Annotated in this window: 25 protein-coding genes; 21 read left to right on the top strand and 4 right to left on the bottom strand. The window is 56.6% G+C overall.

Features of this window, described 5'->3' with window-relative positions; all coding sequences use genetic code 11:
• Positions 1-2: 2 nt before the first annotated feature.
• Positions 3-917, top strand: coding sequence for a cysteine synthase CysM (cysM, locus tag PuT2_RS07600; protein ID WP_093970555.1), 915 nt, complete (start codon positions 3-5; stop codon positions 915-917).
• Between the two features lie 44 nt (positions 918-961).
• Here cysM and mltB read toward each other — a convergent pair whose 3' ends face one another.
• On the bottom strand, positions 962-2,164 hold the full coding sequence (gene mltB, locus PuT2_RS07595; RefSeq protein ID WP_093970554.1) for a lytic murein transglycosylase B: 1,203 nt from the start codon (positions 2,162-2,164) through the stop codon (positions 962-964).
• 10 nt (positions 2,165-2,174) lie between these two features.
• Between mltB and PuT2_RS07590 the strand changes: the two genes are divergently transcribed.
• The 6 genes from PuT2_RS07590 to PuT2_RS07570 all read left to right on the top strand — a co-directional run bounded on the left by PuT2_RS07590 (position 2,175) and on the right by PuT2_RS07570 (position 6,738).
• On the top strand, positions 2,175-3,098 hold the full coding sequence (locus PuT2_RS07590) for a histone deacetylase family protein (RefSeq protein WP_093970409.1): 924 nt from the start codon (positions 2,175-2,177) through the stop codon (positions 3,096-3,098).
• A 103-nt stretch (positions 3,099-3,201) separates the two neighbouring features.
• A complete protein-coding gene (locus PuT2_RS07585) occupies positions 3,202-3,951 on the top strand; it encodes an electron transfer flavoprotein subunit beta/FixA family protein (protein WP_093970408.1) in 750 nt (249 codons plus the stop codon).
• A 2-nt stretch (positions 3,952-3,953) separates the two neighbouring features.
• The gene (locus PuT2_RS07580) at positions 3,954-4,883 is read left to right on the top strand and encodes an electron transfer flavoprotein subunit alpha/FixB family protein (protein ID WP_093970407.1); all 930 of its coding nucleotides are present in this window, start codon (positions 3,954-3,956) and stop codon (positions 4,881-4,883) included.
• Between the two features lie 280 nt (positions 4,884-5,163).
• Positions 5,164-5,337 (top strand): hypothetical protein, encoded by a 174-nt coding sequence (locus PuT2_RS15825; RefSeq protein WP_158214023.1) that lies wholly within the window; start codon positions 5,164-5,166, stop codon positions 5,335-5,337.
• Positions 5,338-5,538: 201 nt separating this feature from the next.
• A complete protein-coding gene (gene rplS / locus PuT2_RS07575; protein WP_093970406.1) occupies positions 5,539-5,922 on the top strand; it encodes a 50S ribosomal protein L19 in 384 nt (127 codons plus the stop codon).
• Positions 5,923-5,991: 69 nt separating this feature from the next.
• A complete protein-coding gene (locus PuT2_RS07570) occupies positions 5,992-6,738 on the top strand; it encodes a CoA pyrophosphatase (protein WP_093970553.1) in 747 nt (248 codons plus the stop codon).
• Positions 6,739-6,760: 22 nt separating this feature from the next.
• Here the strand turns inward: PuT2_RS07570 and rsgA are convergent, their stop codons facing one another.
• Both rsgA and PuT2_RS07560 read right to left on the bottom strand, forming a co-directional pair.
• Positions 6,761-7,663 carry a ribosome small subunit-dependent GTPase A gene (gene rsgA / locus PuT2_RS07565; protein ID WP_093970405.1) on the bottom strand — a complete coding sequence of 301 codons (903 nt, stop codon included), beginning with the start codon at positions 7,661-7,663 and terminating at the stop codon, positions 6,761-6,763.
• A complete protein-coding gene (locus tag PuT2_RS07560) occupies positions 7,653-8,900 on the bottom strand; it encodes a M48 family metallopeptidase (RefSeq protein WP_093970404.1) in 1,248 nt (415 codons plus the stop codon). The genes rsgA and PuT2_RS07560 overlap by 11 nt, the downstream gene beginning before the upstream one ends.
• Positions 8,901-8,947: 47 nt before the next feature.
• Here PuT2_RS07560 and orn point away from each other — a divergent pair, with 47 nt between their 5' ends.
• From orn to PuT2_RS07525, 7 genes are read left to right on the top strand one after another with little or no spacing between them, the layout of a single operon-like run.
• Entirely contained in the window at positions 8,948-9,496 is a 549-nt protein-coding gene (gene orn, locus PuT2_RS07555; RefSeq protein ID WP_093970403.1) for an oligoribonuclease, read from the top strand.
• Positions 9,497-9,508: 12 nt separating this feature from the next.
• The gene (gene paaG, locus PuT2_RS07550) at positions 9,509-10,297 is read left to right on the top strand and encodes a 2-(1,2-epoxy-1,2-dihydrophenyl)acetyl-CoA isomerase PaaG (protein ID WP_093970402.1); all 789 of its coding nucleotides are present in this window, start codon (positions 9,509-9,511) and stop codon (positions 10,295-10,297) included.
• An 8-nt stretch (positions 10,298-10,305) separates the two neighbouring features.
• Positions 10,306-10,749 (top strand): holo-ACP synthase, encoded by a 444-nt coding sequence (acpS, locus tag PuT2_RS07545; protein ID WP_371596530.1) that lies wholly within the window; start codon positions 10,306-10,308, stop codon positions 10,747-10,749.
• The gene (gene nagZ, locus PuT2_RS07540; RefSeq protein ID WP_093970400.1) at positions 10,749-11,792 is read left to right on the top strand and encodes a beta-N-acetylhexosaminidase; all 1,044 of its coding nucleotides are present in this window, start codon (positions 10,749-10,751) and stop codon (positions 11,790-11,792) included. Before acpS ends, nagZ begins: the two co-directional genes overlap by 1 nt.
• Complete coding sequence (gene uvrC / locus PuT2_RS07535; protein WP_093970399.1) at positions 11,755-13,578, top strand: excinuclease ABC subunit UvrC; 1,824 nt, start codon at positions 11,755-11,757, stop codon at positions 13,576-13,578. The genes nagZ and uvrC overlap by 38 nt, the downstream gene beginning before the upstream one ends.
• 15 nt (positions 13,579-13,593) lie before the next feature.
• The gene (gene pgsA, locus PuT2_RS07530; RefSeq protein ID WP_093970398.1) at positions 13,594-14,169 is read left to right on the top strand and encodes a CDP-diacylglycerol--glycerol-3-phosphate 3-phosphatidyltransferase; all 576 of its coding nucleotides are present in this window, start codon (positions 13,594-13,596) and stop codon (positions 14,167-14,169) included.
• 42 nt (positions 14,170-14,211) lie between these two features.
• A complete protein-coding gene (locus PuT2_RS07525) occupies positions 14,212-15,474 on the top strand; it encodes an MFS transporter (RefSeq protein ID WP_093970397.1) in 1,263 nt (420 codons plus the stop codon).
• A gap of 27 nt (positions 15,475-15,501) precedes the next feature.
• On the opposite strand, the gene queF is transcribed toward PuT2_RS07525, so the two are convergent.
• Positions 15,502-16,326, bottom strand: a complete 825-nt coding sequence (gene queF / locus PuT2_RS07520) for an NADPH-dependent 7-cyano-7-deazaguanine reductase QueF (RefSeq protein ID WP_093970396.1) — start codon at positions 16,324-16,326, stop codon at positions 15,502-15,504.
• Between the two features lie 112 nt (positions 16,327-16,438).
• Between queF and PuT2_RS07515 the strand changes: the two genes are divergently transcribed.
• From PuT2_RS07515 to ccoG, 7 genes are read left to right on the top strand one after another with little or no spacing between them, the layout of a single operon-like run.
• On the top strand, positions 16,439-17,416 hold the full coding sequence (locus PuT2_RS07515) for a hypothetical protein (RefSeq protein ID WP_093970395.1): 978 nt from the start codon (positions 16,439-16,441) through the stop codon (positions 17,414-17,416).
• Between the two features lie 9 nt (positions 17,417-17,425).
• Entirely contained in the window at positions 17,426-17,611 is a 186-nt protein-coding gene (ccoS, locus tag PuT2_RS07510; protein WP_093970394.1) for a cbb3-type cytochrome oxidase assembly protein CcoS, read from the top strand.
• A gap of 44 nt (positions 17,612-17,655) precedes the next feature.
• On the top strand, positions 17,656-19,161 hold the full coding sequence (ccoN, locus tag PuT2_RS07505; protein WP_093970393.1) for a cytochrome-c oxidase, cbb3-type subunit I: 1,506 nt from the start codon (positions 17,656-17,658) through the stop codon (positions 19,159-19,161).
• An 11-nt stretch (positions 19,162-19,172) separates the two neighbouring features.
• A complete protein-coding gene (gene ccoO / locus PuT2_RS07500; RefSeq protein ID WP_093970392.1) occupies positions 19,173-19,832 on the top strand; it encodes a cytochrome-c oxidase, cbb3-type subunit II in 660 nt (219 codons plus the stop codon).
• A 2-nt stretch (positions 19,833-19,834) separates the two neighbouring features.
• A complete protein-coding gene (locus tag PuT2_RS07495; RefSeq protein ID WP_093970391.1) occupies positions 19,835-20,038 on the top strand; it encodes a cbb3-type cytochrome c oxidase subunit 3 in 204 nt (67 codons plus the stop codon).
• A complete protein-coding gene (gene ccoP / locus PuT2_RS07490; RefSeq protein ID WP_093970390.1) occupies positions 20,031-20,933 on the top strand; it encodes a cytochrome-c oxidase, cbb3-type subunit III in 903 nt (300 codons plus the stop codon). The genes PuT2_RS07495 and ccoP overlap by 8 nt, the downstream gene beginning before the upstream one ends.
• 11 nt (positions 20,934-20,944) lie before the next feature.
• Positions 20,945-22,453 (top strand): cytochrome c oxidase accessory protein CcoG, encoded by a 1,509-nt coding sequence (gene ccoG / locus PuT2_RS07485; RefSeq protein ID WP_093970389.1) that lies wholly within the window; start codon positions 20,945-20,947, stop codon positions 22,451-22,453.
• Positions 22,454-22,459 lie beyond the last annotated feature (6 nt).

The raw sequence follows: 22,459 nt of genomic DNA, 5'->3' as shown, positions 1-22,459 counted from the left end.
CTATGAAAACATACATGACCATCGAAGACACCATCGGTCGCACCCCCCTGGTTCGTCTGCAGCGTATTCCGGGTGCATTGGGCGACAGCCGCGGTAATGTCATTCTGGCAAAACTCGAGGGTAATAACCCGGCGGGCTCGGTCAAAGACCGTGCCGCCAGTTCAATGATCCGTCGTGCCGAAGAGCGCGGTGAAATTCAGCCGGGCGACACGCTGATTGAAGCGACCAGTGGCAACACCGGCATTGCGCTGGCCATGACGGCCGCTATTCGCGGGTACAAGATGATTCTCATCATGCCCGACAACCTTTCGCTCGAACGCCGTGCCTCTATGACGGCATATGGGGCGCAGCTTATTCTGACCAAGGCCAGCGAAGGTGGTATGGAATATGCCCGCGACCTTGCCATGCAGATGCAGGCAGAAGGCAAGGGCAAAGTGCTCGATCAATTTGCCAACCCCGACAACTTCCGTGCGCACATCGAATCCACAGGCCCCGAGCTCTGGGAGCAAACAGGCGGCGAAATCACGCATTTTGTCAGCGCAATGGGTACGACGGGCACCATTATGGGGGTGGGAACTTATTTGCGTAGCCAAAACCCAGCCATCCAGGTGGTGGGTGCACAGCCTGCGCCTGGTTCGCAAATTCCGGGTATTCGCAAATGGCCCGAAGCGTATCAACCCAAAATATACGACCCTGCTAAGGTCGATGCCTTCGAGCTGATCGAACAAGCCGAAGCTGAAGCCATGGCAAGGCGCATGGCCGCCGAAGAGGGGATTTTTGGTGGTATTTCTTCAGCGGGTGCGCTGGTGGCCGCTTTGCGGGTGGCCGCCCGTGTCGAAAACGCTACCATTGTGTTCATTGTGTGCGACCGGGGCGACCGCTATTTATCAACGGGCGTATTCAACCCAGCGCCTTAGCGTTAGCCCCATGTCTTTGCGTTAGCACCCGCGCTTGTTTTTGTTTACTGCGCGGGTGTGCCGTCGGGGGCGCCATAGCCCATTCTGTCGGCCAGCTCTTGCGCAAGCTCGGCCACCGAGGTGGCGTAAAAATAACTGCGGTTGTATTCGGTCAGTGCGAAAAAGTTGGGCGTGGCTACGCGGTATTCTGCCATGCCGCGAGGTTCGTCGAGCAGGTCGATCACGCCTACCGGGTATTGGGTCCAGGCCATGGTTGTGCGAGGGCTTCGGGCAACGTAGGCGCCAGCTTGTTCAAGTTGCTGCCAGCGCAACGTGGGTTTAAGCCCGCCGTCAACCCACTGAGCCGCGTTTTGCGGTAGTTGCACGGGCGCAAACACGGGTAAACCGGGCTCCCAGCCATGCAGACGCAAAAATTTTCCTACTGATGCCAACGCGTCGGGAATGCTGTCGTGCAGGTCGATGCGTCGATCGTTGTCGCCGTCGGCGGCAAACCGGCGCAAACTGCCTGGCATAAACTGCGGCAACCCAATGGCGCCGGCAAAAGAGCCTGTTGCTGTGGTGGCATTCAATTCACCACGGTAATCGAGCTCGATCAGATCAGCCAGTTGGTCGCGAAACAGTTGGCTGCGCTCGGGACGATTGACGTCGGGGTGGCGAAACCCCAGTGTTGCCAGCGCGTCGAGCACCGAAAAATTTCCGGTATAGCGCCCGTATAGGGTTTCGACACCAATAATTGAAACGAGGATCGATGGCGGTACGCCGTACTGCGCTGCAGCTCGGTCGACTTCTGCTTTGTGACTTTGCCAGAACGTTACGCCTTGTTTGATGCGGACGGGTTCGACATAGCGTTGCCTGTACGTTACCCAACTGCGCTTGATGCGTTTGCCCGAAGGTGTCATGAGGCGCACAACCTGCGGGTCGACGCGCGCCAGAAGCAATAGTTTCTCGACGTGTTCTTGGGGGACGTTCCGCGTGGCAGCGACTTCGCGCGCATACGCTTGAATATCCGGCTGCAACTGGCCTTCGGGCGTGATGAAGGGGCCCGAACCAGGCACCGACTGACCGGCTTTAATGGATGGCGCCAGTGACGCCCTAAGTTGTACAGCGTACGGCGCGGTGGCTAAGGTTTCCTGACGTGATGTGGTTGCGTCGGCCTGGGCGGTATTGATAGCGGGGGGTACAGAAGCGCAGCCGGTAAAAAATGCGAAAATGGGGGCGGCTTGCAAAAGTCTTGCGGCTTTGAACATAATCATCCTTATGCAGACCCTATATATTACTCATCCTGCTTGCCACCTGCACGAAATGGGAGACTGGCATCCAGAGTGTCCGCAACGTCTGGACGCTATCAACGATCAGTTGCTGTCCAGCGGTATAGATGGTCTGCTTTTGCACGAACATGCTATCGATGCCACCGATGCCGACATTTTGCGTGTGCACGCCACTGATTACTGGTCGTTTTTAAAGCGAAGCGTACCCGATACCGGGTATTTCGAGATTGACCCGGATACACTCCTGAATCCGCATACGCTTGATGCGGCGCGCAAGGCTGCAGGGGCGGGCATTCTAGCCGTCGACAGCATCATGGCGGGTCATGCTCAGAACGCGTTTTGTGCCGTCCGTCCGCCGGGGCATCATGCGCGCCCAGGCCTGGCGATGGGGTTTTGTTTTGTCAATAATATTGCGGTAGCTGCAGCGTATGCGCTCGAAAAATATGATTTTGAACGTATTGCAATTATCGATTTCGATGTGCATCATGGCAACGGAACCGCAGAAATGTTCGCTGGTGACGATCGGGTTTTGATGTGTGGTTTTTTCCAGGAATCAATTTTTCCTAACGTACACACTCAAAATCAGCCCAAAAATATGTTAAATATACCGGTCGAGGCTTATGCGTCTGGCGAGCAGGTCAGGAAACTGATCGAAGATCGCTGGATGGCTGATTTGTTCGCATTCGAGCCGCAGTTTGTATTTATTTCGGCGGGTTTCGATGCCCACCGAGAAGATGAGTTGGCTCAGTTGGGGCTGGTCGAAGCAGACTATGCTTGGATCACCCAGCAAATTGTGTCGGTTGCTGAGCATTCCGCGCAGGGCCGTATTGTCAGCTTCCTAGAGGGGGGCTACAGTCTGTCGGCTTTGGGCCGAAGTGTAGTCGCCCACTTGAAGGTTTTGGCAAAGTTGTAGAATAGTTCGGTTTTTATTATTTTTTAGTAGTGCTGCGGTGTCACTGTGCCAAATAGCGCATAGCAACAGGGCGGTCTATGTTCAATTCCCCGGAGGAAGCTCGATGAAGGTGTTAGTACCTGTCAAGCGTGTGGTTGATTACAACGTCAAAGTACGCGTCAAGTCTGATCAAACCGGCGTTGATATTGCCAACGTCAAGATGTCGATGAACCCTTTCGACGAAATCGCCGTCGAAGAGGCCACACGGCTTAAAGAAAGCGGTGCAGCGACAGAAGTTGTGGCCGTTTCTTGCGGCGTTCAGCAGGCACAAGAAACCTTGCGTACCGCAATGGCGATTGGCGCTGACCGTTCCGTGTTGGTGCAAACCGACGCCGAACTGCAGCCACTGGCTGTGGCAAAACTGCTCAAGGCCTTGGTCGATAAAGAGCAGCCGCAACTGGTGATTTTGGGTAAACAGGCTATCGACGACGACGCCAACCAAACCGGTCAAATGCTGGCCGCGCTGCTCGACTGGCCTCAGGCCACGTTTGCCAGCAAGGTTGAGATCGCAGGCGACAAAGTCAAGGTAACGCGCGAAATCGACGGCGGTCTCGAAACCATCGAGCTGAAACTGCCAGCCATCGTGACGACCGATCTGCGTCTGAACGAGCCACGCTATGTAACACTCCCCAACATCATGAAGGCTAAGAAAAAGCCGCTGGACACCGTCACGCCCGAAGAACTGGGTGTCGACGTTGCGCCGCGTCTGAAGACACTGAAAGTCACCGAACCGCCCGTGCGTTCCGCTGGTGTGATGGTGGCTGATGTGGCTGCGTTGGTCGATAAACTCAAGAATGAAGCGAAGGTGGTTTGATCATGTCTGTACTTGTTATTGCTGAACACGATAATGCCCAACTCAAGGGCGCAACGCTTAACGTGATTGCTGCGGCCCAGAAAATCGGCGGTGACGTCCATGTGCTGGTTGCTGGCGCGGGCGTTCAGGCCGTTGCCGAGCAGGCTGCCAAAGCGGCTGGCGTAAGCAAGGTCATTGCCGCCGACGGCGCCTCGTTATCCGAGGCGCTTGCCGAGAACGTGGCCGCACAAGTGCTGGCATTGGCTTCGTCCTACTCGCACATCTTGTTCCCCGCAACGGCCAATGGTAAAAACGTTGCGCCTCGCGTTGCGGCCAAACTCGATGTCGCACAAATCTCCGACATCATCTCTGTCGAATCTGCCGACACCTTCACGCGCCCAATCTACGCCGGCAACGCCATCGCTACAGTGCAGTCGCAAGATACTGTCAAAGTCATCACGGTGCGCACGACAGCTTTTGATCCTGTGGCTGCCGAAGGTGGCCAGGCTGTCGTCGAATCGGCTGCTGCTGTAGCCGATTCCGGACTGTCGTCGTTTGTAGGTCGCGAATTGGCCAAGAGCGATCGTCCTGAGCTGGCCGGTGCAGCCGCTGTAGTGTCAGGTGGTCGTGGTATGGGCAGCGCCGAGAACTTCAAGATTCTCGAACCCTTAGCCGACAAACTGGGTGCCGCATTGGGTGCATCCCGCGCTGCGGTCGACGCAGGCTATGCGCCTAACGACTGGCAGGTGGGTCAAACCGGTAAAATCGTCGCGCCTCAGTTGTATGTGGCCGTCGGTATTTCCGGGGCTATCCAGCATCTGGCCGGCATGAAAGACTCCAAGGTCATCGTGGCTATCAACAAAGATGCCGAAGCACCGATTTTCGGTGTGGCCGATTACGGCCTGGTGGCTGACCTGTTCCAGGCGGTCCCCGAATTAGCCAACGCGCTGTAAATTGTTTTGCCCGGCAGCAGGCAGGCTTGTCCTGCGGCTGCCAAGCCTTGAGCCCCGTCTGGCACGTATGCCCGGCGGGGTTTTTTCTTGCGTGTTTGGTGTAAATGCGACAGAGGCTTGTGGGTATCCCCCAATGTTCAGCCACCCGTTACGGCACAGGGTTGTAAAACTGCTTGCGCACTAAGCTGTTTTTTTGTACAGTAAATTTAGCTGTACAAAAAAACAGTATTCGGTGCATGCAAATAGGCTTTGCATCATGTGTCCATATCAGGGGGTCAGCATGAACAACGTATCAAAAACGTCCGTGTCTCGGTTTAGTCAGGGTAGTACGGCGCGGTTTAAACGCGGTGCCGGGCTTAGCCGTGGGGCCATATTGGCCGACATTTTTCTGGTGGCTCTTTGGGGCGCAACAATTCCGGGTTTAATGTGGTTGGGCGCGGCCGGCGGCTTCTAGGTGTGGCTTTGCAAGCTGCTGTTTATTTTGCAAATTTTCACCTAAGGCTATATAATCGTGGGCTTTGCAACTTGCATCCTCTGGCGGCGTTAGCAGCACCTTGGGTAAGTTGGCTGGCAGCCCCTGTTTTACAGGTTAAGGCTGGTCTTTTTCCCGTACCAAACAACAATGCGCCTTTCATGATGTTTATCGGAGCCTACCGTGGATCTCATCCAACAAATTGAACAAGAAGAAATCGCCCGCCTGACAAACGGCGAAGCCAAACCCGTATTTGCCCCTGGCGATACCGTTGTCGTCAACGTTAACGTTGTCGAAGGTAACCGCAAGCGCGTACAGGCTTACGAAGGCGTTGTTATCGCCCGTCGTAACCGTGGCCTTAACTCTTCTTTCATCGTACGTAAAATCTCGTCCGGCGAAGCCGTCGAGCGTACGTTCCAGCTGTATTCGCCTCAAATCGCTTCTATCGAAGTCAAGCGTCGTGGCGATGTCCGTCGTGCTAAACTGTACTATCTGCGTAGCCGTTCGGGTAAGTCTGCTCGCATCAAAGAAAAGCTGGTTCGCAAAGCCGACAAAGCTGCTTCTTAAGCAGGCAAGTCAGTTTTGGCGTAAAGCCAGTCAAGCAAAGGCACCCGAGCGGTGCCTTTGTTTTTTGTCATGTCAGAAAATCCTCCGCCATTGCCGGCGCGCAAGCGCAAAATCATTACGCCGGGGTTTGATCCTCAAATCCAGCCGGTGTTGCCCCCGCTTTCGGCGCTCGGTTCCTTACCCGAGCAGGCACTCCATCCCGATTTCATCAAGGCTGCTTTTTCACAGTCCGTTCCGTGGGAAGTCGAGCCGGTGTTTTCCGATGCTTTTCGTATCGATGCCGATGTGCTTAGCCAGGTGGTGCAAGCGGCGGTGCTGATGCCACTGGTAGAAAGAGACGGCAGCCTGAATGTAATATTTACACGTCGGGCAGCTCATTTGTACGATCACGCAGGGCAAATCAGTTTTCCAGGCGGGCGTATCGAAACTACCGATGCCAATGCGCTGGCGGCTGCCCTGCGCGAGACCCATGAAGAAATCGGCGTCGAACCGCATTTTGTTCAAACCATAGGCACGCACCCGTGTTTTTTGACGGCGACTGGGTTTTCGATGGAGCCGGTCATTGGTTTGGTGCAACCGGGCTTTGTATTCAAACCTGACGCCACCGAAGTGGCTGAAGTCTTCGAAGTGCCATTGGCCTTTCTGATGGACCCAGCCAATCATCGCCTGCATCGGGCCGAATTGCCCGGCGGTGGCCAGCGTTTATATTATTCAATGCCCTGGGGGCAATATTTTATTTGGGGCGCAACCGCCGCATTGGTGCGTAACCTGTACCATCATTTGGCTGCGGCGCATAAACTGCTTGCGGGGCGTTAGGCATCTGGCGCAGCCAGTCAGGCTAATACCGTTGCTGTGCCTCGTTTTCGGCCAAAATGCGTTCGTAAAGCGCATGGCGTTCGGGCTTGATGTTGCCGGCGGCTTTGGCCGCCAAAATAGCGCAACCCGGCTCGTGGCGATGCGTGCAGTTATAAAAACGACAGTCCCCCAGAAAAGGCTCAAATTCGGCAAACCCGCCTTCGATGGCCGTGGGGTCAAGATGAAACAAACCAAAATTCTGAAAGCCGGGCGAGTCGATCAGGTCGCCGCCTTGCGGTAGATGGTAAAGCCGGGTGGCCGTAGTAGTGTGCTTACCAGCGTCAAGCGCTACCGAGTGTGCTTGCGTGTGGGCCGCCGCATGGGGTACCAGGGCATTGAGCAGGGTAGATTTACCCATGCCGCTTTGCCCCAGCAACAGCGCGGTTTTGCCGCCAATATGGTCTAGCAATTTTGTTTTGGTCTGTTCAGCGTCAAGGGCGCTGAGCTCGATGATGGGGACACCTGCATCGCGAAACGGTGCCAGGCGCGCACGCGCCTCGGCCAGGCTTTCGGTTAAGTCGGCCTTGTTCAGAACGATGACTGTGTCAATATCGGCTGCCCGCGCCGCTACCAAGGCTCGCCCGATCAAGTCATCGGAAAAGGCCGGTGTTGTGGCGACGACCAGCAATAGCAAGTCGACATTGGCGGCGAATTGCTTGGTGCGCATTTCGTCGGACCGATACAGCAAATTCTTGCGATCCAGCCGCTTTTCGATCACACCTTCTTCGTTACCCTGAAAGCGCACGAGTACATAGTCGCCCACGGCGGCATCGGCCTTTTTCCCGCGGGGGAAACATTTGTGGACCTGGCCGTCGGGCAGTTCGACGCCGAAATGGCGGCCATGTACGGCGACGACGCGCCCCTGGACAGTGGGTTCAGTGGGCATGCTTTAGCTTTTTGATACGCAGGGCGGCGGGTGGGTGACTGTCGTAGAACGCAGAGTGGACCGGGTCGGGTGTAAGCGTAGCGGCGTTGTCGTCGTAAAGCTTGACCAAGGCCGAAATAAGGGCCTGCGCTGAAGATTGCTGCGCGGCGAATTGGTCGGCCTGGAACTCGTCTCGACGCGACATCAGGCTGACCAGTGGGGTGATCCAGAAGGTGAAGACTGGCATGACCAGGAAGAACAGAATGAGTGCCAGCGCATCGTTGGGGCGACCCAGCTGAGGGATGACGCCCAGATCGGTATAGAACCAGACTTGTTGCGACAACCAGCCCAGTACTTGAAAAAACACCAGAGCCAGGACAAAACTGACGACCAGGCGCTTTGCAATATGCCGGTACTTGAAATGACCCAGTTCGTGTGCGAGCACGGCTTCGACTTCGTCACCGGTAAGTTTTGACAGCAGGGTATCGAAGAAGACAATGCGCCGTGACCGGCCGAAACCAGTGAAGTAAGCGTTGCCGTGTGCAGATCGCTTTGATCCGTCCATGACGAACAGACCGCTGATGGCAAAGCCGCAGCGCTGCGCCAGCGCATGAATACGCTGCGACAGATCGGGGTCGTTGAGTGGCGTGAATTTGTTGAACAGTGGCGCGATAACGGTGGGAAATAGCCAGATCACCAGGACATTGAATACTACCCAGGCACCCCAGGCCCACCAGTGCCAGTAGGCGCCGGTATTACCCATAAGCCACAACACACCGGCAGCCAGCGGCAGCCCCAAGACAGCGGCCACCAACAGGCCTTTTAGAGTGTCGCTGACAAATAGCCCGAACGACATGCGATTGAAGCCAAAACGGGCTTCCAGGCCGAACTTGCGCCACAATGTGAAGGGCAGGCCGACGATGCCCATAACCAGTAAGATGCTGCCGATAAGCGCCAGCTGACGCCACATTTCGTGGTCGATCAGTTGCCCGAGCTTGAGGTCGATGAACTGCAGCCCGCCCAAAAGCGTCAGGCCAATAAGTACGGCGGCCTCGGTAATGGTTTCGACCAGGCTGATTTGAACTTTGCCGTGGGTGTAGTCGGCTGCACGTTGGTGGCTGCGCAAACTGATGCGGTCGAAGAATTCGGGGGGCACTTCGCCGCGATGACGCGCGACATGCCGGATTTGGCGTATGCCCAACCACAGCCGCAGGGTGATGTCGGCAAACAGAAAGACCAGAAACAGCAGTGTAAACATAGGCTCCGCGCAGGTATGCGAAAATCAGCGTTTTAAGGATTGATTATATGGCGGTTAATAAAGATCAGCGATTGGTATGGCTCGACCTGGAAATGACAGGTCTCGACCCTGAGAAAGAACGCATTATTGAAGCGGCAGTGGTGGTGACCGAAGCCGACTTGACCCTGGTGGCCGAGGGCCCGGTCATGGTTATACACCAGAGCACCGAGATTCTTGATGCCATGGACAAATGGAATACAGCGACTCACGGCAAAAGCGGCCTTACCGACAAGGTGAAGGCGTCGACGATTAACGAAGAAGAGGCCGAAACCGAGCTTCTGGCGTTTTTGGCCAAGCATGTCAGCCCGGGCAAGTCGCCCCTGTGCGGCAACACGGTGGGCCAGGACCGCCGTTTTCTGGTCAAGTATATGCCACGTCTCGAGGCGTTTTTCCATTACCGGAACCTCGACGTTTCGACTCTGAAAGAGTTGGCGCAGCGCTGGAAGCCCGAAGTGTATAAAAGCTTTGTCAAGAAAAGCCGCCACGAGGCGCTGGCCGATATCTACGAGTCTATCGAAGAGCTTAAACACTACCGCGAACACTTTATCAAGATCTGACGGATATCGTTTATGAGTGATTCCAGCATTCTCTTTACGTTGCAAGACGGCATTGCCCGTATCACGTTAAACCGCCCCGACAAGCTCAACAGCTTTACGGCCGAGATGCATGAGGCCTTGCGTCAGGCGCTGACTGTTGTTGAAACTCAGGGGGCCCGGGTCTTGGTGCTCACGGGTGCCGGCCGCGGTTTTTGCGCCGGGCAAGACCTGTCAGCGCGTGTGGCAACGCCGGGTCAGGCCAGGGTCGATCTGGGTGAAAGCATTGAAAAGAATTATGCGCCGTTGGTCAGGCGCCTGCGGGCTTTACCCATGCCGGTGATTGTGGGTGTAAACGGGGTGGCTGCTGGCGCGGGTGCCAATCTGGCATTGGCCGGCGATATTGTCATTGCCCGCGAGTCGGCCAGTTTCATCGAACCGTTCTGCCGATTGGGGCTGCTGCCCGACACGGGCGGCACCTACATTTTGCCGCGCCTGGTGGGGCGTGCGCGCGCCATGGGTATGGCGTTGCTGGGCGATAAAATCACCGCCCGCAAGGCCGACCAGTGGGGGCTCATCTGGGAGTGCGTGGCCGACGAAGATTTCGACGCGCGTCTTGATGCTCTGGCGGTTCATTTTGCTGCGGCGCCCACCAAAGGTCTGGCATCTGCCAAGCAGGCCATTAACCAAAGCCTTAACAACACGCTCGATCAGCAGCTTGACCTAGAACGCGACCTGATGCGTGAGCTGGGTTATACCGATGATTACGCCGAGGGCGTAGCGGCGTTTATGGCCAAACGCACCCCGGTATTCAAGGGGCAATAGGTTTGAACGTGGCCGGAACCGGCGCGCCGACAGCCCTTGCCGGCATTGGCACCGACATTGCTCGGGTCGATCGCATCGCCGCGGCGTATAGCCGCCACGGCGAGCGCTTTGCCCGGCGTATTTTGGGCGAGCACGAGTTGCCGGTGTTTGAGCGAAGAAAATCTCGCGATCCTCAGCGTGGCATTCGTTATCTGGCCACGCGTTTTGCAGCCAAAGAGGCTTTCTCAAAGGCGATCGGGCTGGGTATGCACAGCCCCATGAGCTGGCGACAAATGGAGGTCATTAACGCGCCGGGGGGTAAGCCTCAGGTGTTGCTGAACGAACCTCTGGCATCGTGGTATGCGGCGCGTTTTGGCGCGGCCCATGTGTCGGTCAGCGATGAAAAAGATATGGTCACTGCGTTTGTGGTGGTCGAAACACAATCTGCCCCCAGGCAGCAGGAGTCTTCATAATGGCAGTGATTTTGCCTCCCGGCCCAGTGATGGTCGATGTTCAGGGGTGTGCCCTGACAGCCCACGAACTTGAGCGTTTGCAGCATCCGCTGGTGGGCGGGGTTATTTTGTTTTCGCGCAACTTCGAAAGTCGCGAGCAATTGACGGCGTTATGTCAGGCCATTCATGCCGCACGCAACGAACCGTTGCTCATTACCGTCGATCACGAAGGCGGGCGTGTACAGCGTTTCAAGTCCGACGGGTTTACGCCGTTGCCGTCCATGCGTCGCCTGGGCGAAATCTGGATGGATGACTCGTTGGCTGCCATGCGTTTGGCTACCGAAACAGGCTATGTGCTGGGCGCCGAGTTACGCGCCTGTGGTGTTGACCTGAGCTTCACACCGGTGCTCGACCTCGACTATGGCGGCAGCCAGGTTATTGGCGACCGCGCGTTTCATCGCGAACCGCAAATTGTGGCTATGCTGGCGCGCGCGCTTATTCAGGGCTTGATGCTGTCGGGTATGGCCGCTTGCGGCAAGCACTTCCCGGGTCATGGTTACGTGCAAGCCGATTCGCACCACGAAATTCCCGTCGACGACCGGCCCTTGGAAGACATCATGCGTGAAGACGCCGCTCCGTATGGCTGGCTGGGCGATATGGTGCTGCCTTCTGTCATGCCGGCACATGTCATTTATTCGCAAGTTGACCCGAACCCCGCAGGTTTTTCGTCGTTCTGGATCAACACCATTTTGCGCGAGCATCTGAACTATAACGGTGTGGTGTTTTCTGATGATCTGACAATGGAAGGGGCTACCGTCGCTGGCGATATTCTGGCGCGGGCAAATGCCGCACTGACGGCGGGCTGCGATATGGTGCTGGTGTGTAATCGCCCAGACCTGGCCGACGAGCTGTTGGGGCGGCTTGAGCATACGTCGTCAGAATCATCCATTGCACGCATTCGCGCGCTGATGCCCCGTGTTGTGTCGCCCGATTGGGCTACGTTGCAAAGTCAGGCCCGTTATCAGTATGCCCGAGACCTTCAATCTGAAATCATTTCTGGCTGACCTGCCCAACTTGCCTGGCGTTTATCGTCACATCGACGAAAACGACGAGGTGTTGTACGTAGGTAAGGCGCGCGACCTCAAAAAGCGGGTGTCGTCGTATTTCCAGAAAAATCTGGCCAGCCCGCGCATTGCCCATATGGTGGCGCGGGTCAGCCGGATCGAAGTCACGGTGACGCGCACCGAGGCCGAAGCGCTGCTGCTTGAAAACAACCTGATTAAGCGGCTGCACCCTCGCTATAACATCTTGTTCCGCGACGACAAGTCGTATCCGTACCTGCATGTCAGCGGTCATGAGGCGCCGCGTATTGCCTATTACCGGGGCAGCACGGCCGGAAAAGGGCGGTATTTCGGGCCCTACCCAAACAGCTGGGCCGTACGCGAAACCATTCAGATCCTGCAAAAGGTGTTTCGCTTGCGTACGTGCGAAGACGGTGTTTATGCCCATCGGTCGCGCCCGTGTCTGCTCAATCAGATTGGTCGTTGTTCGGCACCCTGTGTCGGTGCCATCAGCATTGACGCCTATCAGGCCGATGTCGAGCGCGCCGTGCGTTTCCTTGACGGCAAGGCTTCCGAGGTCATGGCCGACATCGAGCGCCGCATGCTGTCGGCGTCCGAGCAATTGGCGTTTGAAGAAGCGGCCGTATTACGCGACCAGATGGGCGCGTTGGCCAGGGTGCTGCAGCAGCAAACCATGGAAGAGATTGGCACTGACGACGTTGATGTGATCGCAGTAGTCGCGGCCGGGGGGCGTGTGTGTGTCAATCTGGCGATGGTGCGTGGTGGTCGCCACTTGGGAGACAAGGCTTTTTTCCCTACGCATACCGACGGCGATGCGCCCGGCGAAGTCCTGTCGGCGTTTATGGCTCAGCATTATCTCGATCGCCCCATGCCTGCCGTTATTGTTTGTTCTCATGCGTTGTCAGACCCCGACCTTATGCCTTTGCTGCAAGCGCAAACCGGAACGAAAGCAAAGGTATTGACTCGGCCGCAAGGCGTGCGCAAATCGTGGTTGGAGCAAGCCACTAAAAATGCCGAAATGGCGCTGGCCCGTATGCTGACCGAATCCGGCGCACGGGCGGCACGCACCCTGGCGCTCGCCGAGGCGTTAGGCCTGGACACGGACGAAACAGCACTGGACGCCTTGCATATCGAGTGCTTTGATATCAGTCATACGGCAGGCGAGGCGACACAAGCGTCTTGCGTGGTGTTTCGTCATCACGAAATGCAGCCATCACTGTATCGGCGCTACAACATTGCCGGCATTACGCCGGGCGACGATTATGCCGCCATGCGCCAGGTGCTGACGCGGCGTTTTACCCGTGTGGCTGACGGGCAAGCCGAGATGCCCAGTGTGGTATTAATCGATGGTGGCAAGGGGCAAGTCGAGGTCGCCCGGCAGGTATTTGCCGAGTTGGGGCTTGATACTCAGGTGTTGGTCGGTGTGGCCAAAGGCGAGGGGCGCAAGGTGGGCCTGGAAACACTGGTTTTTGTCGACGGCCGCCCACCCGTGGCTTTAGGGGTAGAATCTGCCGCATTGATGCTGGTTGCGCAAATTCGCGATGAAGCGCACCGTTTTGCTATTACGGGTATGCGTGCGCAGCGTGCCAAAGCACGTAATGTTTCGCGTCTGGAACAGATCGAAGGGGTCGGGGCCAAGCGCAGACAAAAGCTTCTGGCCCGTTTTGGTGGTTTTTCGGGCGTTGCCGCCGCCAGTATCGATGACCTGCGGTCAGTCGACGGGATTTCCGACGAGTTAGCCGAACGCATTTATTTCGCCCTGCGATAAGTTAGTATTGAGCCTATGCCGACCAATTTCCCAATGATGCTGACGTGGCTGCGGATCGTCATGATCCCGCTGTTCGTTGCGTTTTACTATGTGCCCGAAAGCTGGCTGTCGGTACCCATGCGCGATACCGCTGCGGCGGTCGTGTTCATTGTCGCAGCCCTGACCGACTGGTTCGATGGCTGGCTGGCGCGCCGCTGGAATCAAACGTCGTCATTCGGCGCCTTTCTCGATCCGGTCGCCGACAAGCTCATGGTATCTGCGGCGTTGTTGGTCTTGCTCGACCTGCAGCGAGTCGACGTGTTTATTGCGCTGATCATCATTGGCCGCGAAATCACGATTTCGGCCCTGCGCGAATGGATGGCCAAAATCGGCGCGAGCGGTAGTGTCGCCGTGCACTGGTTGGGTAAATTCAAAACCGCAGCGCAAATGGTCGCCATACCGTGTCTACTATTCTGGCAACCCTTGTATGGCTTGCCACTACATTGGGCGGGCCAGGTGCTGATTATTGTGGCCGCCATTCTTACGGTATGGTCAATGTTTTATTACTTGCGCCGTGCCTGGCCGCAAATTCGCGCCAAGTCGGGTGCATGACCCGATCGAGCACAATCATTTTTTATCGTTTCAGTTAACGTCATGACCACCACAACCGTCGAGCATTTCGCCGACTCGCCCCAAATTCAGCGTCGCGACTGGAAAATCATCACGCTTATCGGTGCGGCGCATTCTTGCTCGCACTTTTTCCAGCTTGTTTTTCCCACATTATTCATTGCACTGAATACTGAGTTCGGGTTCAGTTACAGCCAACTGGGCCTGCTGGTGGCGATTTTCTTTGTGGCGTCGGGCATCGGGCAGGCGTCGTCCGGGTTTATTGTCGACCGCATCGGCCCTACGCCCGTGCTGCGTTTCGGGCTGGCCAGTTTTGTGGTGGCTGGCGTGCTTATCGGGCTGGCTAATGGTTACGCCATGTTGGTGCTGGCGGCGCTCATCGGCGGGTTTGGCAACTCAGTGTTTCATCCCGTTGATTACTCTATCCTGAACCATCGGGTCAGCGCGCGCCGATTGGGTCATGCGTTCAGTACCCACGGCTTTACGGGCAACCTGGGCTGGGCACTCACGCCACTCTTCATGTCGGCGCTTATTTATCTGGCCAACTGGCGTGTCGCGGCCATTGGTGCCGGCGTGCTGGTAGCGATTGTTTTGGTGTTTGTTTGGCGTGGCCGCGAATTGCTGGCGGGTAAAAATGTTGAACAGACCGTGGTCGGTCAGGCGCACAAAGAGGGGTCGCTGGCGTCCAAGTCGGTAGGTCAAACTTTGGCAACGTTGGCCCGGCAGCCGGCGTTGTGGGGTGCGTTTTTCTTTTTTGCGCTCACGTCCGTGTCTTTGTCTGCGGTTCAGAATTACAGCATCCCCATGCTGGGCGATGTCTACGATATTGATGCCGTTCTGGCCGGTACGGCGCTGTCTGCCTATATGCTGGCCTCGGCCTTGGGCATGATCGCGGGTGGCTTCTTGGTCAGTGCCAATCCGCGTACCGAACTTACTATTGCCGGGTCACTGGTGCTAGCTGGTGTATTGCTCGTGGTGTTGGCCTCGGGCCTTGTCACCCCCTGGATGGCCATGGTGGTTGTGGCGATAGGTGGGTTTTGCGCCGGTGTGTCCACGCCTTCGCGCGATATGCTCATTCGAAAAATTACGCCCAAAGGGGCCACCGGCACCGTTTATGGCCTGGTCTACTCGGGCATGGATGTCGGCGCATCGCTGGCGCCGCTTGCGTTCGGTATTATGCTCGACCTGGGGTTTGTCAAAGGCCCCTGGATAGGCGGTGCAGCGGCATTTGTCATTGCGGCCGCAGCAGCCCTTGTTATTGGCCGCTCGACCGCAGCACGTAGCGGCTAAACGTCGGCGCTAAAAATAAAGCGGGAGTTATTGGCGCGGTGTGCGCTGCACCGAAACCTGTGCCGTTGGGTGACTGCTGCGCCAGGGGTTGATGTCTAGCCCGCCTCGGCGCGTGTAGCGTGCATAAACCTGTAATGCACTGGGTTTGCACAGGTGCCAAAGGTCGCAGTACATTTTCTCGACACAGTGCTCATGAAATTCGTTGTGCTGACGCAGCGATACGATATATTTCAGTAGGGCGGCGCGGTCTAGTTGGGGCCCCGTATATTCTATTTGCACGCTACCCCAGTCGGGTTGGCCGGTTACAGGGCAGTTTGACTTCAGCAGGTCGGAAGTCAGTGTTTCAGTTACGATTTGCTCTGGGTTGCACCGCAGCAAGTCTGGGGCGGGCTGGTAGCGGGTAATGTCTACATCAATATCGTCGATGTTGTCGCCCGCCATGGCGCGGCAAGAAACCTCGAGCCCGGCTTGTAAAGGCGCTATCTCGATCTGCACTTCGCCGCCGCTGGCCGCATCCAGATCTTTTTGCATCAGCTTCTTGACGTCATCAATACTTTCAAAGCGGGTTTCGTTGAACGAGTTCAGGTAGAGCTTGAAAGATTTTGACTCGATAAGAAACGGCGTGCTGTGGGGTAGGGTAAAGCGTCCCATGGCCACAACGGGCTTGCCTTTTGCGTTTAGCCACGACAATTCGTAGGCCGTCCAGATATCTGCGCCATGCCAGGCGGGTAGATTACCCAGGCTTTCGCGGTTGTTGGCCCGCGCAATCGGGAACAACAAAGAGGCATCGTAAGTTGTGGGGTAGACAACGTCATGGCCCAGCGGCGCGTTAACAAGGTCGGAATGGCTCATGGTGACAATATAAAAACAGTGATCAGGCCCCTATAGGCCGAAGTTTTTGCATTGTAGCGGGTCTTGATTTTGATCAAGCATCTAAACCTATCTTTCATGTACAGTTTTAAACATGTCAGCCTGGACGTTATTTGCACCGCCTAAAAATCTGTCCGATGCCGATCGCAACGATCGGCGTCATATGCTTGCGCGTCTGGGCCTGGCCTGGCTGGGCATGATGCAAGTCATGATGTTCGCCTTCCCGGGCTATGTGCGTCATCGGCCCATGTCACCCGAAGACTTGTCGTTCCTCGATGAGGCCATTGTGCTGCTCAATTGGCTTAGCCTGGTTCTGACCGTTCCTGTCGTCTTGTACTGCGCCTGGCCTGTGTGGCGGGGGGCTTTTTCGCGGTTGCGCCAGGCGTCGGTCAGCATGGATGTCCCTGTCGCTCTGGGGATTCTGGCTGCGTTCATTCCCAGCGCTTATGCAACCTGGGTCAACCGAGGCGAGGTCTACTTCGAATCGGTCACCATGTTTGTGGCCTTTTTGTTAACGGCCCGCTACCTCGAATTCTGCGCTCGTCAGACGGCTGGCCCGGCGGGCAGGCAAACAGCGCCTGCTCATCAGCGCATCGAATCGGCCCGCGCACTGATGTCGGTGGGGGCCGATCGCGTTGCATTGTGGTTCACCATTGCGCAACTGGGTCTGGCTTTTGTTGTGGGCGCCATCTGGATTTCTTATGCGCCCGAACACGCGGTGGCTGTCACAGTGGCTTTACTGGTCATCAGTTGCCCGTGCGCTTTGGCCATGTCGGTACCCACGGCCGTATCGGCCGCCCATGCCGTCGCCCTCGAACGCGCTGACCTGACCCCGGCCGAACTCAACGCTCTGGTAGAGGCCGCCCGTCGCACCGCCAATCAAAGTCTTTACGGGTCTATGGCCTGGCATCTGTTGTTGACGCCGTTGGCTGCCATGGGCTATGTCCAGCCTTGGCTGGCCGCGATCACCATGCTGGTGTCATCGCTTGCTGTTGCCGCCAATGCCTGGCGCCTTTACCGACGAATGTCGGTGCCGCCGGTATTGCCGCTGTCAGCTGCAGTTCAGGGTTAAGGCCATACCATGGGGGCGTTGTATTTGTTATTGCCCATTTCGCTGGTTTTGGTGGTTGTCATCGGTATTGCATTTTGGTGGGCTATTTTTTCAGGCCAGTTCGACGATGCCGACGAGGCTGCGCGGTCAATTCTCGAAGATGATGATGCGACTGCGCCGCCTGACGAAGCCGGCCAGACGGACGACAAAATTTAATTAACAACAATATTCGTTTTACTTTTCGCAACTAGGGGATTCTCATGGGCACTTCCGGCACGCTGGGGAAACAGGCCGAGACCTTCAATTATGGTGTGGTGCGGCAGTTCACCATCATGACCATATTTTGGGGGGTTATTGGCATGGCGGTGGGTGTATTGATTGCGGCGCAGCTTTTCTGGCCGGAACTCAATTTCAATACGCCATGGCTTAGCTATGGCCGTTTGCGGCCGGTGCACACCAACACCGTCATTTTTGCGTTTGGCGGTACTGCCCTGTTCGCTACGTCTTATTACGTGGTGCAGCGTACTTGTCAGGTCAGGCTGTTTTCCGACAAGCTGGCGGCATTTACATTTTGGGGTTGGCAGGCCTGTTTGTTGGCGGGCTTTTTAACCTTGCCCATGGGCTTCACCAGCACCAAAGAATACGCCGAATACGAATGGCCCATCGACATCCTCATTACCCTGGTCTGGGTGGCTTACGCGGTGGTGTTCTTTGGCACGATTGTCAAACGCCGTGTGCGCCATATTTACGTGGCCAACTGGTTCTTTGGCTCGTACATTCTGACCATCGCCATTTTGCACATTTTCAATAACATCGAAATCCCGGTTTCGATGTGGAAATCGTATTCGGCCTATGCGGGCGTGCAAGATGCCATGGTGCAGTGGTGGTACGGTCATAATGCGGTGGGCTTTTTCCTAACCACCAGCTTTTTGGGCATGATGTATTACTTTGTGCCCAAGCAAGCCGAACGCCCCATTTACTCTTATCGTCTGTCGATTGTGCACTTCTGGGCACTGGCATTTACCTATATGTGGGCCGGCCCTCACCATCTGCACTACACCTCGCTGCCCGACTGGACCCAAGCCCTGGGTATGGTGTTTTCCTTGATTCTGCTGGCGCCCTCGTGGGGCGGCATGATCAACGGGATCATGACTTTGTCTGGCGCCTGGTACAAGTTGCGCACTGACCCGATCCTCAAGTTTTTGGTGGTGGGGCTCTCGTTCTACGGGATGTCCACCTTCGAAGGTTCGATGATGTCGATCCGCACGGTTAACGCCCTGTCGCACTACACCGACTGGACAGTCGGCCACGTGCACTCGGGTGCGCTGGGCTGGGTATCCATGACGATTTTCGGGTCGCTTTATTACCTTATCCCTCGTTTGTATGGTCGCACCGCAATGGCCAGCATGAAGCAGGTCGAGCTGCACTTCTGGCTCGCCACCATTGGTGTTGTGCTGTATATCGCATCGATGTGGGTTGCGGGTGTCATGCAGGGCCTGATGTGGCGCGCCACCGGCGATGACGGCACGCTGACCTACAGCTTCGTCGAGTCGGTCAAGGCAACCTATCCCTTGTATTTCATCCGCTTGCTGGGTGGGATCATGTTCTTGTCGGGCATGTTGTTGATGGCCTGGAACACGTTCAAAACGGTAGTGGGCCAGCCCAGGCCAAATCCTCGGGTTTATCTGTACAACCCAGACAGCACTGATCCTGCGCTGGTTGGGCCCGCTTCAGACAAAGCCGTGACTGGCGCTGCATCGGCATAAGGAGAAACAACATGGCCAACGAGAAAAAGAAATTTTTCAGTCACGACACCCTCGAAACCAATATTGGCTGGATGATCATCGCAAGTATTCTGGTGGTGAGTATTGCCGGTCTGGTTCAGATCGTCCCGTTGTTCTTCCAGCATTCCACTACGCAGCCTACCGAGGGCGTCAAGCCCTACGAGGCCCTGCAACTGGTGGGGCGCGACCTCTACATTCGTGAGGGTTGCGTCGGTTGCCACTCGCAGCAAATCCGTATGCTGCAATCCGAAGTTCAGCGTTACGGCCCATACTCTTTGGCGGGCGAGTTCGTGTACGACCATCCCTTCTTGTGGGGCTCCAAGCGCACAGGGCCCGATCTGGCGCGTGTAGGCGGTCGTTATTCCGACGAATGGCACCGTGTGCACTTGCGTAACCCCCGAGATCTGGTCAAAGAGTCGAACATGCCGGCGTACCCGTGGTTGGCCCAGAACAAGGTGGAAGGCGTCGATGTGCAGGCACGTATGCGCGCCCTGCGTGTGCTTGGCGTGCCTTATACCGATGAGCAAATCGAAGCGGCACCGGCGCAACTTAAAGGTAAGACCGAAGAAGATGCCATGGTGGCTTATTTACAGAGTTTGGGCGTTGCCGGTCGCGAAGCTGCCGCCAAGGCCGTGGCAGAAGGGAGTCGCTGATCATGGGCGTTCTTAACGGCATTGTTACTTTAATTGCACTGGTGACCTTTATAGGCATTGTGTTCTGGGCGTTTTCCAAGCGTCGCGCCAAAGCCAACGAAGAAGCGGCCATGCTGCCATTTGCGCTGCCCGATGAGGCTGCCACCGAAGACAACGGCAGCACGCCACCGTTGGGCCGTCAGTCAAAAGGGGATTCTCATGAGTGACTTTTTCAGTGGTTTCTGGGGGTATTTCATTACCAGCGTTACCTTGCTGGGTATCGCCTTTTGCGTCTGGCTCTTGTTTACGCAACGTCGGTGGCTTGGCAAAGACGTCAAGCAGGTAGACGATACCGGCCACGTCTGGGATGGCAATCTAACCGAACTTAACAACCCCGTTCCGCGCTGGTGGACGGTGTTTTATGTCTTGCTTTGTGTGTTCAGCCTGGGCTATCTGGTTTTGTACCCCGGCTTGGGCACGTTCCCGGGGATACTGAATTACTCATCCGCCGAGTCCGTGAAGCAGGCGCAAGCCGAGCTGGCCGAAAAAATCCGGCCCGTGTATCAGCGTTACGAAGCCATGTCGATTCCCGAGATCGCCAAAGAGCAGCAGGCCCGCGAGATCGGTCAGCGTCTGTTCTTGAATGCCTGTGCCCAGTGCCACGGCTCTGACGCCAAGGGGGCGCCCAGCTTTCCCAACCTGACCGATAACGATTGGCTGTACGGCGGCTCTCCCGAGCAAATCATGCAGTCCATTACCAAAGGCCGTCACGGCATCATGCCGCCCATGGCGGCCCAGGTTAAGCCCGACGAGGCCGCAGCTATCGCACAATATGTCAGGTCGTTGTCGGGGCTGGCCAGCGATCCGCTGATGGTGGTCCCCGGCAAGCGTGGCTTCGAAACGTTCTGTGCTGCATGTCATGGGGTTGACGGCAAGGGCAACCAGGCCCTGGGGGCGCCCAACCTTACCGACGACGTTTGGCTATACGGCAGTTCGGCGGCAACTATCGTCCAAACCATCATGAACGGTCGGAACAACCAGATGCCTGCACAAGAGGGCATCCTGACGCCAGAGCAGATCCGTATGCTGACAGCATATGTCTGGGGTTTGTCTAATAACTAACCGGAAGCATCATGGACAAGAAACCCGTCGTCTCAACTGAACCCCTGACCGGGGATCAGCCGATCCCGGCATGGCAGCCGCCCAGGGTCGAGGCGACGGTGTCCAAAGGGGCGTCGCCCCAGGTCGAGCAAGCGCTGGCCGATGTGCGTCGCAAAATTTACCCGCGTTCGGTCAGCGGTATTTTTGCCCGCTGGCGCATCATCATGGTGTTTTTTACCCAGATCATTTTCTACGGGCTGCCCTGGCTGGAGTGGGGTGGGCGTCAGGCAGTATTGTTCGATCTGGGGGCGCGGAAGTTTTACATTTTTGGCATGGTGCTGTGGCCGCAAGACGTCGTTTATTTGGCCGTTTTACTGGTCTTGTCGGCGTTGTCGCTATTTTTGTTTACCGCCATCGCAGGTCGGTTGTTTTGTGGGTATGCCTGCCCTCAAACCGTCTACACCGAAATTTTCATGTGGGTCGAACGCAAAATCGAGGGCGATCGCCTGGCGCGCATCCGTCTCGATGAGCAACCCTGGACACTGCGAAAACTCAGGCTGAAAGCGGCCAAGCATCTGGTCTGGGTACTTATTGCCTTCTGGACGGGTTTTACGTTTATTGGCTATTTTGCGCCTATCCGCGAGCTGGGCGCAGGCCTTTTGGCGCTGTCGCTAGGGCCCTGGCAGTGGTTCTGGATGGTGTTTTACGCTTTTGCCACGTGGGGTAATGCCGGCTTTATGCGCGAAGCCGTGTGCAAGTACATGTGCCCTTATGCGCGGTTTCAAAGCGTTATGGTCGACGACGATACCTTTGTGGTCACATACGACCACGTCCGAGGCGAGCCGCGCGGCGGGCGCTCGCGGCGTATCGATCATAAAGAGGCCGGGATGGGCGACTGCGTCGACTGTAGTCTGTGTGTGCAGGTTTGCCCCACGGGCATCGATATTCGCGACGGCCTGCAGTATATGTGCATAGGGTGCGGGGCGTGTGTCGATGCCTGTGATCAGGTGATGGACAAAATGGAATACCCGCAGGGTCTGATACGTTATACATCGGGCTCGGCAATCACCGAACGCTTGACTCAAGCCGAAGCGCGCAAGCGCGTGTTTCGCCCGCGCGTGCTGTTCTACATCGGCTTACTGGTTGTCATTATGGCGGGCTTCTTGTATGCGCTGGTGGTTCGCGAGACGCTTAAGGTTGATGTCATCCGTGACCGTGGGGCGCTGGGCCGAGAAGTGGCTGGCGGACTGATAGAAAACGTTTACCGTTTGCAGATCATGAATACCAGCGAGGCGCCGCTGACCTTGCAGTTGCGGGCTGATGGCCTGCCAGGGTTATCGATTGCGCTGGCCGAAAACGCACAACGCTCTTATTTTTACGTCGAGGGGTCGGCCAACCGACTGGTGCCGGTTATCGTGCGCGCGCCGGCCGGTCAGGTACAGCCGGGCATGCACGATATTTCAATTATCGTTTCCGACCTAAACCCGGAAATTGCACCGCGCAACGTTGCTGAAAAAACCAGCTTTTACGTACCTCAGTAAACTCGA

The organism is Pusillimonas sp. T2 (assembly GCF_002236805.1).
Lineage (GTDB): Bacteria > Pseudomonadota > Gammaproteobacteria > Burkholderiales > Burkholderiaceae_B > Neopusillimonas.
The sequence above is the reverse complement of the archived record's forward strand: the minus strand, read 5'-3'. Positions and strand labels throughout refer to the sequence as shown.